The organism is Peribacillus sp. B-H-3, from assembly GCF_048572925.1.
GTDB lineage: Bacteria > Bacillota > Bacilli > Bacillales > DSM-1321 > Peribacillus.
In genome coordinates this window covers 1,367,078-1,381,545 of record NZ_CP183879.1, presented here as the reverse complement: position 1 = coordinate 1,381,545, position 14,468 = coordinate 1,367,078, and the positions used below count along the sequence as shown (strand labels likewise).

General features: G+C 40.5%; 13 protein-coding genes and 1 riboswitch. Of the genes, 5 read left to right on the top strand and 8 right to left on the bottom strand.

Features of this window, described 5'->3' with window-relative positions:
- Positions 1-555 precede the first annotated feature (555 nt).
- A complete protein-coding gene (locus ACN6MY_RS06815) occupies positions 556-1,920 on the top strand; it encodes a hemolysin family protein (protein WP_419883286.1) in 1,365 nt (454 codons plus the stop codon).
- Between the two features lie 96 nt (positions 1,921-2,016).
- Here the strand turns inward: ACN6MY_RS06815 and ACN6MY_RS06810 are convergent, their stop codons facing one another.
- The 4 genes from ACN6MY_RS06810 to ACN6MY_RS06795 form a co-directional block, all read right to left on the bottom strand.
- Positions 2,017-2,346 carry a YnfA family protein gene (locus tag ACN6MY_RS06810; RefSeq protein WP_419883285.1) on the bottom strand — a complete coding sequence of 110 codons (330 nt, stop codon included), beginning with the start codon at positions 2,344-2,346 and terminating at the stop codon, positions 2,017-2,019.
- 120 nt (positions 2,347-2,466) lie between these two features.
- Positions 2,467-3,498 carry a sporulation integral membrane protein YtvI gene (ytvI, locus tag ACN6MY_RS06805; RefSeq protein ID WP_419883284.1) on the bottom strand — a complete coding sequence of 344 codons (1,032 nt, stop codon included), beginning with the start codon at positions 3,496-3,498 and terminating at the stop codon, positions 2,467-2,469.
- Between the two features lie 344 nt (positions 3,499-3,842).
- Positions 3,843-5,537, bottom strand: coding sequence for a methyl-accepting chemotaxis protein (locus ACN6MY_RS06800; protein ID WP_419883283.1), 1,695 nt, complete (start codon positions 5,535-5,537; stop codon positions 3,843-3,845).
- Positions 5,538-5,639: 102 nt separating this feature from the next.
- A complete protein-coding gene (locus tag ACN6MY_RS06795) occupies positions 5,640-6,323 on the bottom strand; it encodes a TrkA C-terminal domain-containing protein (protein WP_419883282.1) in 684 nt (227 codons plus the stop codon).
- Between the two features lie 195 nt (positions 6,324-6,518).
- Between ACN6MY_RS06795 and ACN6MY_RS06790 the strand changes: the two genes are divergently transcribed.
- On the top strand, positions 6,519-6,719 hold the full coding sequence (locus ACN6MY_RS06790; protein ID WP_419883281.1) for a hypothetical protein: 201 nt from the start codon (positions 6,519-6,521) through the stop codon (positions 6,717-6,719).
- A gap of 168 nt (positions 6,720-6,887) precedes the next feature.
- On the opposite strand, the gene ACN6MY_RS06785 is transcribed toward ACN6MY_RS06790, so the two are convergent.
- On the bottom strand, positions 6,888-7,823 hold the full coding sequence (locus ACN6MY_RS06785; RefSeq protein WP_419883280.1) for a manganese-dependent inorganic pyrophosphatase: 936 nt from the start codon (positions 7,821-7,823) through the stop codon (positions 6,888-6,890).
- A 378-nt stretch (positions 7,824-8,201) separates the two neighbouring features.
- A riboswitch (cobalamin riboswitch) is annotated at positions 8,202-8,381 on the top strand.
- A 129-nt stretch (positions 8,382-8,510) separates the two neighbouring features.
- Here ACN6MY_RS06785 and ACN6MY_RS06780 point away from each other — a divergent pair.
- Both ACN6MY_RS06780 and ACN6MY_RS06775 read left to right on the top strand, forming a co-directional pair.
- Positions 8,511-10,790, top strand: coding sequence for a ribonucleoside-diphosphate reductase subunit alpha (locus tag ACN6MY_RS06780; RefSeq protein WP_419883279.1), 2,280 nt, complete (start codon positions 8,511-8,513; stop codon positions 10,788-10,790).
- A 38-nt stretch (positions 10,791-10,828) separates the two neighbouring features.
- On the top strand, positions 10,829-11,872 hold the full coding sequence (locus ACN6MY_RS06775) for a ribonucleotide-diphosphate reductase subunit beta (RefSeq protein ID WP_419883278.1): 1,044 nt from the start codon (positions 10,829-10,831) through the stop codon (positions 11,870-11,872).
- Between the two features lie 65 nt (positions 11,873-11,937).
- Here ACN6MY_RS06775 and ACN6MY_RS06770 read toward each other — a convergent pair whose 3' ends face one another.
- The 3 genes from ACN6MY_RS06770 to modB all read right to left on the bottom strand — a co-directional run bounded on the left by ACN6MY_RS06770 (position 11,938) and on the right by modB (position 13,628).
- Positions 11,938-12,135, bottom strand: a complete 198-nt coding sequence (locus tag ACN6MY_RS06770) for a cold-shock protein (RefSeq protein WP_028393295.1) — start codon at positions 12,133-12,135, stop codon at positions 11,938-11,940.
- A gap of 217 nt (positions 12,136-12,352) precedes the next feature.
- On the bottom strand, positions 12,353-12,829 hold the full coding sequence (locus tag ACN6MY_RS06765) for a hypothetical protein (RefSeq protein WP_419883277.1): 477 nt from the start codon (positions 12,827-12,829) through the stop codon (positions 12,353-12,355).
- 142 nt (positions 12,830-12,971) lie between these two features.
- Entirely contained in the window at positions 12,972-13,628 is a 657-nt protein-coding gene (gene modB, locus ACN6MY_RS06760) for a molybdate ABC transporter permease subunit (RefSeq protein ID WP_419884100.1), read from the bottom strand.
- A 427-nt stretch (positions 13,629-14,055) separates the two neighbouring features.
- Here modB and spx point away from each other — a divergent pair, with 427 nt between their 5' ends.
- Positions 14,056-14,454 (top strand): transcriptional regulator Spx, encoded by a 399-nt coding sequence (spx, locus tag ACN6MY_RS06755; RefSeq protein WP_071352134.1) that lies wholly within the window; start codon positions 14,056-14,058, stop codon positions 14,452-14,454.
- The last annotated feature ends 14 nt before the right edge of the window (positions 14,455-14,468 follow it).

Sequence of the window (14,468 nt, the reverse complement as noted above, 5' to 3'; positions counted from 1 at the left end):
CAGCAATTTGACCAAAACTGCAGAAAACGTAAGCTGAGCGTAAAATTAATTGATCAGTCTGTCATAATCGCTAAAAAAAGCTAATATAGAGGAGAAAGCGGCCATATATTATGTTATAAGCTTCTTTTTGGATATTTAAGCGATTTGACGGTATTTTATACTTTTTCTATAATAAAGATATTTACTTAATTTGCGGATGAGGTGATAAGATGGGATATTAAAAATTGCATGTTTCTATAAGCTGGCAAAGCCTGCTTTGTACGGACGGAAAAGTAAAGGCGCTTGTTATGCAAATGAACATACTGCCCTTCTTTCGCCTATCAGAACGTATTTGCCTGTCTTGAAACGAGGCTCTGTTAATCTAGTTTGCTGAATTCTGCTGCAGGAACCCCGCCGCATTTGGCAGGAGTGCCAGGCAGCATGTGTCATGAAAAGACCAAAAAATCAGCAGAGAGCTTAAACGGAGCTAAAAAATAAGTAATTGATTCAAACTATATTTTTAATTTATAGGAGGTGGACTCCTTATTCGCCATTCCGGCGGATAAAGGGAGACTATTGGACATAATAAACTTGGTTATTATTGCCATTTTAATTGCTTTGACAGCATTTTTTGTAGCTTCGGAGTTTGCGATAGTCAAAGTGAGAAGTTCAAGAATTGAACAGCTGATTGAAGAAGGAAAAAATAACGCACTCCAGGCAAAAAAAGTCATTTCAAGCCTCGATGAATATTTGTCAGCCTGCCAGCTGGGAATCACAATGACGGCGCTTGGAATCGGGTGGCTGGGAGAACCGACGGTCGAACATATTTTAGCTCCTTTATTTCATAAGTTAAACGTTCCCGAGACAGCAGCAGAATTTCTTTCGATTGTCTTGGCCTTTGCCTTTATTACCTTTATCCATGTGGTAATAGGGGAACTGGCTCCAAAAACACTTGCAATCCAAAAGGCGGAAGAAATCACCTTGCTCACTGCAAAACCATTAATCCTGTTTTATAAGATATTGTATCCATTTATTTGGCTGCTGAATAAGTCTGCAGGATTGATTACAAGAATGTTTGGCTTACAGCCCGCTTCAGAGCATGAACTCGCTCACACTGAGGAAGAATTGCGCATCATTTTATCCGAAAGCTACAAAAATGGTGAAATTAACCAATCTGAGTTTAAGTATGTGAATAAAATCTTTGAATTTGACGATCGCATTGCTAAGGAAATCATGGTGCCTCGGACAGAAATTGCCGCATTATCCATCGAAGATACTCTCGAGGACTTCTTTGCAACAATGAAGGAAGAAAAATTCACACGTTACCCTGTCATTGAAGGTGATAAGGACCACGTAATCGGCATGGTGAATGTGAAGGAATTTTTCACCGAAATGATTTCGGATCGAATAAAGCCAGCTGATACAACCATAGAAAAATTCGTACGTCCAATTATCAGGGTAATCGACAGCATTCCCATCCATAACCTGCTGCTTAAAATGCAAAAGGAACGTATTCACATGGCGATATTAATGGACGAATACGGCGGTACTTCAGGTTTGGTTACTGTGGAAGACATCCTAGAAGAAATCGTAGGTGACATACGCGATGAGTTTGATTTGGATGAAATACCGATGATCCGCAAATTGAAAGAAGATCATTATATATTGGATGCCAAGGTTCTGATCAGTGAGGTAAATGACCTCCTTGGACTTGAGATCTCAGATGAAGATATCGATACAATCGGGGGCTGGATGCTCACGGAAAACTATGAATCCAGGCAGGGGGATATCCTGCAGCAGGGTGATTACCATTTCAAAATCACGGATATGGAAGAACATCATATCCGGTACATTGAAATTTACAAAAAAGCAAAAATCACAGCTGAAGTTTCTGAAGTCATGGAGTTTCCTGTTGTACAGCAAACTGAAATTGTATCTTAAAGCAAAAAGAACCCGTACCGGCTGGTACGGGTTCTTTGCTTTTTCGCCAATTATAAGCAAGGCGCTTTCTTTAACAGCCCTGCAATACAATGCTCTCTAAATATTTCTCGGTCCCCATAAGATAATGGCAGCTCCAGCCAGGCATAAAATTGCACCGGCCGTATCATACAGATCCGGAGTCTTCTTTTCAAGTGCCCATGACCACAGCAGCGACAGAATGATAAACACCCCTCCGTATGCTGCATACACCCTTCCAAAGGATGGAAAGCTTTGAAACGCAGGAATGACTCCATAAACTGCAAGTATAATTGCGCCAATCATACCAAGCCAGAATGATGCCCCCTCTTTAATCCAGATCCACATCAGATAGCCTCCGCCAATTTCAGCAATACCCGCCAGAACAAAAAGTATAATGGATTTCGCCATTGATTCCCTCCCTTCCTGCAGACAAGAATGGATAATATGCAGACAGTATATTAACTATACTAGCATATTTGCCGCGTTCTATTAAGAGCTTCGCGGCCCACGTGCAGGAAGGGCTAAATCTTACATTTTAATTTTCAGTTTTATAAAGCCTGCTTTTTTAAGCGTTTCAAAGACAATGACCGCAGCAGGCCCAATAAAGAGACCGATAAAACCCATAAGCTTTAAGCCTAAATATAAGCTGATAAGCGATGCTATGGGAGTTAAACCAAGATTTGCTGAATACACCTTTGGCTCGATAATTCTTCTGATCACTGTAATGCTGATAAATAAAATGATAAGCCCGATTCCTAAATTCCCGTTTCCCTGAATGATTGCTATTACTGCCCATGGCACCAGCATTGAGCCAGTTCCCAGTATTGGAAGAATATCTACCAAAATAATCAAGATAGCAAGCAGAAGTGTAAATGGTACCCCGAGAATCCATAATCCGGTGTAAGCAAGGAGAAAAGTAATGAAGCTTAAAAACACCTGTGCTTTCAAGAAACCTATGGCTGCTTTACTCAAATCGCTGCAGACAAGAGAAATCTTTTGATAGGTTGTCTCCTTCAACAGATTCTTCGCCTTTTTCCTTATTAATGGGAATTCCAGACAAAATAAGAACAGGGCGATTACGTAAATTAAAAAATCGATAAAAAAGCCCGGAACAAGCGCAGCTATCTGTACGGTACCCTGCATGAGTTCCTGCAGGAAGGCTTCCAATGAGCGGATGCCCCCTTCAACTGCCCGTTCTGCTGAAGAAATGACATTTGCAGGCAGTTTCTCGGAATATTTATCCCACTGTCCAACTGAAGGCAAAATGGCAGAGTAGTAAAGTTCTTTAATTAAACGGGGCAGCTTTTCTGCGAACGTGGCGATTTGGCCTGCCAGCACTGAAACAGCAAAGTAAACGGCAGACAGCAATCCTCCAATATAGCAGACAAAAGTAAGTAAAACAGCCCAAAATCTATTCAGCCCCCAAGAGCGGATTATAAAGACAATCAGCTTTTCAAGAAAGGCAGCTGTGCCAAGGGCAAATAGTAATGGCCATGAATAAGGAATTAAAAATAGAATACCCGCAGCAAACACAATTCTCCAAAACCAGCTTGATATCATGATGCCTCTTCCTCCCTGCCTTCTGCCGGCCATGCTTTATATATATGAATCCTGCACACGGTTATCATACAGGAGACTTTAAAAGCATCTTTATTTCTCCATATAACAGCAGCACCTAATATTTAAACGCCATGATTACTATATGTATGGCTGTACCACTCATTACATTCATTTTTAAAAAGAAAGTCTGCCGTATATTGTAAAGAAAACTTATCAGAATCGCTCCCGAAAAATGGATAAGGCCTCCATCTTGACAAGATGGAGGCCTCCCTTTTATTTGACTGCCGCAGTAATAATCAGGTTCATTTAAATAGCCAGAAGGCGGATGAAAGAACCCTTACATGTTATTCCACTGTGAATTTTGCTGCAAGTGTTTGCAGCTCTTCTGATAATTGAGACAAGGTAGCTGAAGAAGCTGTGATTTCTTCCATTGTTGCGAGCTGTTCCTGAGTGGCAGCCGAGCTTTCCCGGCTCCCCATGACACTGTTTTCAGCAATAGCTTTAACAGAGTGTATAGCGCCAACAATTCCCGCGCTTATTGATGAAAGATTCTTGACCGATGACGATACATCCTCAACCTTTTCTGATACATCTGAGATCGACCCTGAAATCTGGGTAAAGGCGTTATTGACTTCGCTGGTTTGCTCTAGTCCATTAAACACCTGTTTATTTCCAGCATTCATTGCTTCCACTGCTCTTGATGTCTCACTTTGGATATGCCCAATCATTTCATGGATCTGGGAAGCGGACTTTTTTGACTCCTCAGCAAGTTTTCTCACTTCATCCGCCACTACTGCAAACCCTTTTCCATGCTCGCCTGCCCTTGCCGCCTCTATCGCTGCGTTCAGTGCCAGCAAATTGGTTTGATCGGCAATAGAAGTAATCATTTCAACAATATGGCTGATTTCTTTCGATCTGCTGCCGAGCTGATGGATAGAATGCGTTGCATCCTTTACTGTCTCATCGATCTTTTTCATCTGTGCTACGATGCTTTCCACTGATTTCTTTCCTTTTTGGCTTAATTGGCCTGCCAGTTCAGCTGCATGAAGCATTTCCTCACTGTCTGATGCAATCTGGCCCATTCCATGGGACATTTCATCAACTGAATCCGATACTTTGTTAAACTCCTGTAATTGCCCCTCCAGCCCGCCAGCCTGGTCCTGGGTGATGCTTGCAATCTGCTGGGCTGCTTGAGAGCTTTGTTCAGCACTCGCCAATAATTCTTCACTGCTTGAAGCAACCTGCAGGGAGGAATCCTGGACTCTGGCAATAATGTTTCTTAAATCCTGTTTCATTTGGTTCAGCGCCCCGACAAGAACGCCAATTTCATCCTTGTTTTTCACCGAAATCAGTTGGCCTGACAAGTTTCCTGCTGCCAGCTCCTTCAAATCGCCGGAAACAATGCGGATTGGCCTTGTGATAGACCTTCCAAGGCTGATAGCCAATACGATACCAATGATGACAGATAAAACATTTACAATCCAGATGATTGCCTGAATGTGACTCGAATTATCATGTGCATTCTTTCTTGCCTGGTCCACTTTCTGCTTCTGGTATTCAACAAGCCTTCCTGTTTTATTGGAAAAGTTTTTCCCCATGCCGGCAGCAGAGGTTTGAACGATGCTTACATAAGTCTCTTCTTTATTTTGCTGTTTGAACAGAATTTCCCTTTGAACCATAGCTTGATATTGTTTATCGGTATCCTTCAAATCCTTCAGCAGTTTTTTTCCTTTTTTATCATCTGTACTGCTCAGGAGTTTATTGTAAGTGCTCTCAAATACCTTGACTGACTTTTTGTAGTCATTAATGAAATTTACATCCCCGGTTATTAAATACCCTCTGATATGATTGGACTGATCCATGACAGATTCCCTCATATCTTTGACAGCAATCAGGTCTCTTATATTTTGATCGAACACCTTTTTATAGGTTTGATCAATTTTTCCGAGCTGCCAGTTTGTTAAAGCAGTGGCACTTCCAAGCAAAAGCAATACCACAGCAAAGGCCCCAATCAGTTTTCTTGCAATCGTTAGCTTCATTATCTGTCTCCCTCACTCATCGAATGTCCTATTTTTTTATCGGACAAAAACAGCAAAATTCAACTGTTATGGAAGAGTGAAGAAAAATAATTAAGAATCGCTTCAATTTTTCTTATCTATTTCCGACTCGAATTTCTCCTCAATTTCGTTTTTATTTCCATACAGATAAATTTGATCCCCCTCGTTGATGGTAGAGCCATGCAGGCCTTTACGCACCTGAACTTCTCCTCTCTGAATAAAAAGGATAGTAATATCATCATCTTCCGAAAGAATGTCTCCCACCCTTTTTCCGATTAAAGGGCTTCCTTCCTTAATCGCCAGGTCGGTCACCAGATCATTTTCATCCAAAAAAAGAATGTCCTTGATTGGACGCTCATACATTTGATAATTTTGCTCCATTTCCTTCGTAACTTTACCTTCAAAGCGTTTTTGAATCCATTTTGTTTTGCCGATAAAAAGGAGGACAAGCAATGCTCCGCAAATAATGGAGAGTTCATGTATCCTGAGATCATCAGACAGGATGGTACTCACGGATGAAATGATGACTGCAAGTGAAAAGGCTCCGAATAAAATTAGAAATGCAGCTATTTTTCTGCGAATTGGATGATCAATGATGGCACTTGATTCATCTGTTGTAAATCCGGTGCCAGTCAGCATGGAAATCACCTGAAACCGTGACACCTTTGTCTTCATTCCTGTCATATTAAAAAGAATCACGGATATTTCTATAACAAGTGCAATGATCGCAAAGTATAAAAGAATAAATACAAATTCCAGCACCAACACTTCCTTCCTCCTTAGGTATACCTCTATTCCGGATGCAAAAAACCCCTTTGCCTTCCCTGTTTCTAGTATATCTTCCAATGATTTTTTTATTAGCCCGTGAACGCCTGCTAAAACAATCAATGAGCAGGCACGATGTGTTTGACAATTTTTTATAGGGGAAAAGATAAAAAACGCATTAAAAAGGAGAGATATGCTATGAGCACTAATAAGGATAAAGAAAAGTACCTGGACGAAAGAAACGAAAAATCCAAGGCATTTAAAGAAGATCGAGAAACACAGCTGGAAAGAGATCAAACTGTTATGCCAATTGATGAACTTCCATTGGAAGATATTAAAATGGAAAATCAGGAAGAACGGGATAAGGAAGATACAAAAGACCATTCATCCAGTGAATGAGAATTGCGCTCTGCGCCTCAATCTGGAAAAATGATAATGTTTAACTAAGAAAAAAAACCGGCTAATTTCGCTTCATGTGCCATCAGGCATAACTAGATTTAAGCTATAGCGGAGCCCAATTAATAAAAGGGTGCATCTCATTTACCGAGATGCACCCTTTTATTAATCTTAAGAATTAGCAGTCAGAACTTCAGTCAATACCGGAACAATTTGCTTCTTGCGGGAAACTACTCCCTTTAAAACTGCCGTATTATTTGCAAGAGTTACATTGTAGGCTTTTTCAACAGATTCTGCTGAACGGCCCAGTGCAAGGCCAACAGAATCATTGTTCAGGATATCTGTAACCACAAACAGGAATAAATCCAGGCTGCGTTCTTCTATGACTTGAGAAATGGCTTTTTCAAGCTCATCCTGCTGTGATAGAACATCATTCGTATCCACAGCATTAACCTGGGCAATTACAGCTTTGACATTCCCCATCTGGAATTCCTTTGCATCCAGCGAAATAAGCTGTTCAATGGACTTATCACTTAAATCGGCTCCTGCCTTCAGCATGTCCAGACCGTATTTCTCTGCTTCAACTCCTGCAATTGCTGCTAATTCAAGTGCACAGGCAACATCCTGGTCCGTGCAGGTAGGTGATTTAAATAACAAAGTATCTGAAATGATCGCAGAAAGCATCAGACCGGCAATTTCCTTTGAAATGCTGACGCCGTTTTCTTTGTAAATCTTATTTAAGATCGTTGCTGTACAGCCAACAGGCTCAGCCCGATAATATAGCGGATCGCTTGTTTCAAAGTTTGCAATTCTGTGATGATCGATTACTTCCAGAATCCGTACTTTATTGATATCATCCGCACTTTGCTGGCGTTCATTATGGTCAACCAGAATGACAGTATCCGCTTCAGCTGAAACTCCCTCAACAAGACGCGGTGCATCCATATTAAAGTGGCTTAATGCAAATTGAGTTTCTCCGTTAATTTCACCAAGGCGGACGGGTTCTGCATTCATGCCCAGCTGTTTTTTCAGATCAGCATAAGCAATGGCTGAACAAATTGTATCTGTATCTGGATTTTTATGTCCGAACACTAATATTTTTTCCACGTTATTACTCCTTTTGTTCTTGATTGAATTTTAGCTCTTTCCCAAATTTGGTGCACAGCTTTTCCATCTATTTTATCACAACTTCATTGTCCTTTAATTATTAATTTTTTTCAAGTTTCCCCTTCTCTTTTTGACAGAAATTTGGCTGCTGCCATTTTCCTGCCAATGTTTTCGTAAACTTTGCTTTTATGGAACAAGATAGTTGATTTAACAATGAGATTGCCTCACAGAACTCAATAAAAACAGCTATCTTTAAGAAAACAGCCAAAATTAAAAAAACTTCTTATCATTTTCATAGTTGATATTTCCATAAAGTTAGCGTACGATTATATCAGTCAATATACTAGATATGGAACATGAACATATACATAAAACTATATATAGAACCGCAGCATAGGTGCCAGAAATGGCTGAAAAGGGAATCCGGTGTAAACCCGGAGCTGTCCCCGCAACTGTAAATGTGACGAAATGAGATTTCCACTGTATGTTTTCATACGGGAAGGACTCAGAGTAGGATGAACATAAGCCAGGAGACCTGCCTATTGCCTGCCAAGTTTCTTATTCTTCGGGGATTGAGGTGATGAAACGATGGGTTAAAAGCACCGTCTTCATTTTCTCTTTTATCACATCGTTTGATCCGCTCAATTCATGAGCGGATTTTTTTATATCCAAAAGGAGGAAAACAAGATGAAAGAGGCACTATCTGCTGAAGATCTATCCGTGCACGAGGAATACGAATTGAAAAAGGAGGCAGTCGCTTCCCTCGATGAAATTCTTCGTGATTTTCCTTTCCTGAAAACTGAGGACTTCAAAGAAAGGGTAACGGAAATCCTCTTTGGCCGAACCGGGATTTCCAAAGAACAAATCGCTAATTTCATCATTTTAGAAGGACTTTCCTTAATTTCAGAAATCGAACCTGACTGGACTTTTGTATGTGCAAGAGTGTACCTGAACTTCCTGCGCAGTGAGGCAGCTGCAAGCAGAAACTATAGTCCCGATGCACCTTATGGTTCTCTGTACAGCCTCATCAGCCATCTAAGCAGTCTGGGGATTTTCCACCCCTTGCTTATCGATTCATATTCAAAAGAAGAAATTACAGAGATTGGAAAGCTGCTGGATCCAGACAAGGATAAGCTGTTCACCTACATAGGATTGAGAACATTGTCTGACAGATACTTAGCAAAAGACTTTGACGGAAAAATTCAGGAGCTGCCACAGGAGCGCTTCTTAATTATTGCTATGACGATTATGGCAAATGAATCAAAAGAAAAAAGAATTGAATACGTGAAGGAAGCTTACTGGGCACTCAGCAATCTATTTATGACCGCTGCCACTCCTACTCTTGCAAATGCCGGAAAAAATTATGGACAGCTTTCAAGCTGCTTCATAGACACTGTTGAGGACAGCCTTCAAAGCATTTATGACAGCAACACCGATATTGCCAATGTATCTAAATCCGGCGGCGGCATTGGTGTTTATCTCGGTAAAATCAGGAGCAGAGGCAGCGCTATTAAGGGGTTTAAAGGAGTATCATCAGGTGTTATTCCCTGGATGAAGCAGCTTAATAACACTGCAGTAAGCGTAGATCAGCTCGGCCAGAGGAAGGGCGCCATTGCTGTATACCTTGATGTCTGGCATAAGGATATTTTCCCCTTTCTGGATTCCAAGCTTAACAATGGAGATGAACGCTACAGAACGCATGATTTATTCACTGGGATCTGTCTGCCGGATTTATTCATGGAACAAGTCGAATCCCGTTCCTCGTGGTTCCTTTTTGATCCGCATGAGGTCCGGACAGTTATGGGATTTTCCCTCGAAGATTTTTATGATGAACAGCGGGGCTCTGGAACCTTCCGGGAAAAATACAGACTCTGCATCGAGAACCCTGAACTCTCAAAAATCGAAATACCGGCAATTGAAATCATGAAAAGCATCATGAAAAGCCAGCTTGAAACAGGCACACCTTTCTTATTTTACCGTGACGAAGTGAACCGGAAAAATGCGAACTCACACGCCGGCATGATTTACTGCAGCAATCTTTGCTCGGAGATTGCCCAAAATCAGAGTGCCACAAGCATTCATGAGCAGTACACAGAAGATGGAAAAATCATCACAGTCAAAACGGCTGGAGACTTTGTGGTCTGCAATCTATCATCTATAAATCTGGCAAAGGCAGTAACAGGCAATGTGCTGGAAAGGCTGATTTCCATTCAGGTTCGTATGCTTGATAATGTAATAGATTTAAATAGCATTCCTGTTCCCCAAGCCCAATTGACTAATAAAAAGTACCGGGCAATTGGCCTCGGAACATTCGGCTGGCACCATTTGCTTGCCCTGAAAAAAATAAGATGGGAAAGCATGGAGTCTGTTCAGTATGCTGATGCGCTTTATGAGAAAATCGCATTCTTAACAATCAAAGCGAGCATGGAGCTTGCGGCTGAAAAAGGAGTATACCCGGTTTACAGCCATTCCGACTGGGAAACTGGCGAATATTTTACTAAAAGGGATTATTTAAACCGCGATTCTGATCTGGACTGGCCCGGTTTGCAGCAGGACGTCATGAAAAACGGCATCCGCAACGCCTACTTAATGGCTGTCGCCCCAAATGCAACCACTTCTATTATAGCCGGCAGCACTGCAAGCATTGATCCTATTTTCCTGAAGGTATTTTCCGAAGAGAAAAAGGATTATAAAATCCCAGTTACGGTTCCAGACCTGAACAGCGAAACATCGTGGTACTATAAATCTTCATTCCATATTGACCAGCTTTGGAGCATTAAACAAAATGCAGCAAGGCAGCGCCATATTGATCAATCTATTTCTTTCAATATTTATGTTAAAAACACCATTAAAGCAAAAGAACTGCTGAACTATCATATGGAAGCCTGGAAATCAGGTCTTAAAACAACATATTATATCCGCTCTACATCAAGTGATCTGGAAGATTGCGATTCTTGCTCCAGTTAAGCTTCAGGATATACATGAAAAAAGAAGAGGTGTAATTCATGAAAATCAAAGTAAATAAACGTGCCCTTATGGATGATGGTGCCCCCAACAAGTCAACCTCCATTATAAACGGCCGCAGTTCCAATATCTTAAACTGGGATGATACCGCCTTTAACTGGGCGTATCCAAAATATAAAAGAATGCTCGGGAATTTTTGGACGCCTTTTGAAATTAACATGTCACAGGATATCAAGCAATTCAGCCAGTTAACAGAGATTGAGCAAGAAGCTTTTCTTAAGATAATCGGACTTCTTGCACTGCTGGACAGCATTCAGACTGATTACGCTGGCCGTGTAGCAGATTATCTTACAGATTCAAGCCTGAACGCCTTGATGATTATACTTGCTCAGCAGGAGGTCATTCACAATCATTCTTATTCGTATGTCTTATCCAGTCTGGTTACAGCAAAGAAGCAGGAAGAAGTTTTTGAGTTTTGGAGAAGTGAACCCGTCCTTGTCTCCAGGAACGAGTTTGTCATGAATGGCTATAAGGATTTTGCAGAGCAGCCCAGTGTTGAAAGCTTGCTTAAATCCATTGTCTTTGATGTTATTTTGGAAGGCTTGTTCTTTTACTCCGGCTTTGCATTTTTTTATAATCTCGCAAGAAACCAAAAAATGGTCGCAACATCGACGATGATTAATTATATTAACCGGGATGAGCAGCTTCATGTGGATTTATTTGTGAAGATATTCCAGGAAATCCTGAGGGAATTTCCGGAATGCAGAACAGCTGAATTTGAACAGTTTGTAAGCAGTACCTTTATTAAAGCCGCCAGCCTTGAGATCGAATGGGGGAAGCATATCATTGGAGATAAAATAGATGGCATCTCGATGAAGGACCTGGAGGCATATATCAAATTTTACGCTAACGTCCGCTGCAGCCAGCTGGGGTTCGGCAAGCCCTTTGAGGGCTATCGGCAAAACCCGATGAAATGGATTGCAGCCTATGAGGATGCGGATAAGGGCAGGTCCGACTTTTTCGAGCAGAAATCAAGACAATATACGAAGATTAATTCTGTTGATAATGGCTTTGATGAACTATAGAAATAGGAAAATCATCGATGATTTTCAAAAAAAAGACTCCCAAATGGGAGTCTTTTAAAGTTCAATTATTTTTGAACGTTAGCAGCTTGTGGTCCGCGAGCGCCTTGCTCGATTTCGAAAGAAACTTCTTGGCCTTCTTCAAGAGTTTTGAAGCCTTCGCCTTGAATAGCAGAGAAGTGTACGAATACGTCGTCTTGTCCTTCTACTTCGATGAAACCGAAACCTTTTTCTGCATTAAACCATTTTACTTTACCTTGTACCATGTGTATTTCCTCCTGTTTGGAAAAAAATCCTTATATTACTATTCTTGATCTAGGATAACGTCTCAAGAGGAAACCATGTAACATGTACTTCCTTCTATCAATCTTTAATCCGAACAAAAATAATTGACTATAGTATAACATGATTTTTCTTAAAAAAACAAGAAAATCAGAAAATTTATTAACGACAAATTCCGCTTATTTTCTGCTTCTTTCGCCTTTAATCTTTCTTGCTGAAGCCTTCCTCTTTCAAGTACCTTTCAGCTTCAATAGGAGATTCAAAACAATCTTCAAGATTGCTTCCGGAATAAATATTCCACAGTAAATCTTCTTTTACCAGAGATAGTTCTTCTTGTCCCCGTTTTGTCCAAACTCCTTCTAAATCGGTGTACGTATCCTCTTGCTCTTTCTCTTCATGAATCTCTGAAAGATAGCCTATACTCTTTTTTATGATCTCCCTTAATTCCGATTCTGAATAATCACGGATATTCACATAACCCTTGCGATCTATTGCTGCTTTTGGCAAATGCCCTCCGTAGACAAATCCATTTCCATTTGGGTGTAAATGCTGCACGACTATTTTCTTTTCATGCACGCTTTCTTCATAATGAAAGTTCACTCTTCCAAGAGAGACATCCTTTCTTTCCAGTTCAGGAAAGGATTCAATAATACTCAATTTTTCTTCAAATGTCAGCACACAGTTTTCCTCATTTCATCATTCAGTTCATTTGTCTGTTGATTATACCATACAGTACTTCAAATCCACCCATTCACTACTGCATTATTTACTAGCAGCTCTTATCTATATAAACCTGCGATTTTTCATGGCATCACGTAATTTAATCTTTGATAATATGCACCGCCAGCAGCATGATAAAAGATATCACGATCATTATTCCTACCCACATCCATGCCATTTCCATATTTCCTGAATCAATAGCCATATAAATAGCAGTCGGCATTGTCTGTGTCCTGCCGGGAATATTGCCTGCAAACATCAAAGTTGCGCCAAATTCTCCAAGGGCCCTAGCAAAACTTAAGATCCCCCCTGAAATGATGGATTTTATGGCCAGCGGCACAGATATGAATATAAAAACCTTATACTCATTTGCGCCATCCACTCTTGCAGCATTTTCGATATCAGAATCGATCCCTGCAAATCCTGTTTTAGCTGATTGATACATCAGCGGAAACGCTACAACAATGGAGGCAATCACTGCTGCAGCCCATGTAAAGATAATCGGCTGGTGAAATAGCCATTCAATTCCCTGGCCAGCTGGACTGTTTTTCCCGAAAAAAATGATAAGCAAGAACCCGACTACCGAGGGCGGTAATACTAAAGGAAGCAAGAAAAGAGTTTCCAGGAGAATGCTCCCCCTGAACTTCTTATTTGCCATTAACCTTGCTGCCATCGTTCCTATGCAAAATACAGCAAGCCCCGAAATGGCAGCAACTTGAATAGAAATCTTTACAGGAAGCCAGAAATCAGCTGTCATAACTGCTGCAGCCATTACTTTCTATCATTAAATGATTATCCATTTTTTATTCTCCTTGCATATAAATTACTGTTTTTAAAGGACTCTGATAACTTGTCTGCTGATTTCCGCTCCAGAAGCAAAAGTCCCGGCGGCCAAGCCTCCCGCCGCCCTGCCTTATACACTAATACGCCCCGGAGTCACGCGGATTCACACCGATAAACAAAATCAGCAATGATTTTAACAAAAACCTTCTAAATAAGACTTCACATTCAACATTATACTCCAATTCCCCGCTCTTTTTTTTTCTGCCTTTTTTTAAAATGTCTTTTCCTTGACATATTGCTGACACAATCATTCTGTAAAGTAACTAGTATCAGATGAATATACAAATACAAATAATTATTTAATGCGATATAGCTAAAAAATGATAAGGGAGTCGATCTTAATGGTAAACATTTATACTACACCAAGCAGTCTTGCATGCAGAAAGGCAAAATCCTGGCTGCAAAAGAACAATATTCCTTATAAAGAAAGAAACTTATATGCACAGCCTCTATCAGTTAACGAAATTAAAGAAATTTTAAGAAAAACTGAAGGCGGTACTGATGAAATTATCTCTACCCGCTCAAAAAAATTCAAGAACATGAAAATCGATATTAATAATACACCATTAAATGAGCTTTGCAGCATCATTCAAAAAAATCCCGACTTGCTGCGCCGTCCGATTATATTTGACGAAAAAAATCTTCACACTGGCTATAATGAAGAGGAAATGGGACGATTCCTGCCGCGCCAGGTAAGACATGTTCAGTTATGGAGGGCTATCAGCCTTATTAATGCTTAAATCCTAACTATCAT

Excerpts from the sequence above, each read along its gene's own strand:
- ACN6MY_RS06800 (WP_419883283.1), bottom strand. The coding sequence starts at position 5,537 with ATGAAGCTAACGATTGCAAGAAAACTGATTGGGGCCTTTGCTGTGGTA.
- ACN6MY_RS06810 (WP_419883285.1), bottom strand. The coding sequence starts at position 2,346 with ATGGCGAAATCCATTATACTTTTTGTTCTGGCGGGTATTGCTGAAATT.
- ACN6MY_RS06770 (WP_028393295.1), bottom strand. The coding sequence starts at position 12,135 with ATGGTACAAGGTAAAGTAAAATGGTTTAATGCAGAAAAAGGTTTCGGT.
- modB (WP_419884100.1), bottom strand. The coding sequence starts at position 13,628 with ATGACAGCTGATTTCTGGCTTCCTGTAAAGATTTCTATTCAAGTTGCT.
- ACN6MY_RS06790 (WP_419883281.1), top strand. The coding sequence starts at position 6,519 with ATGAGCACTAATAAGGATAAAGAAAAGTACCTGGACGAAAGAAACGAA.
- ACN6MY_RS06775 (WP_419883278.1), top strand. The coding sequence starts at position 10,829 with ATGAAAATCAAAGTAAATAAACGTGCCCTTATGGATGATGGTGCCCCC.
- ytvI (WP_419883284.1), bottom strand. The coding sequence starts at position 3,498 with ATGATATCAAGCTGGTTTTGGAGAATTGTGTTTGCTGCGGGTATTCTA.
- ACN6MY_RS06780 (WP_419883279.1), top strand. The coding sequence starts at position 8,511 with ATGAAAGAGGCACTATCTGCTGAAGATCTATCCGTGCACGAGGAATAC.
- spx (WP_071352134.1), top strand. The coding sequence starts at position 14,056 with ATGGTAAACATTTATACTACACCAAGCAGTCTTGCATGCAGAAAGGCA.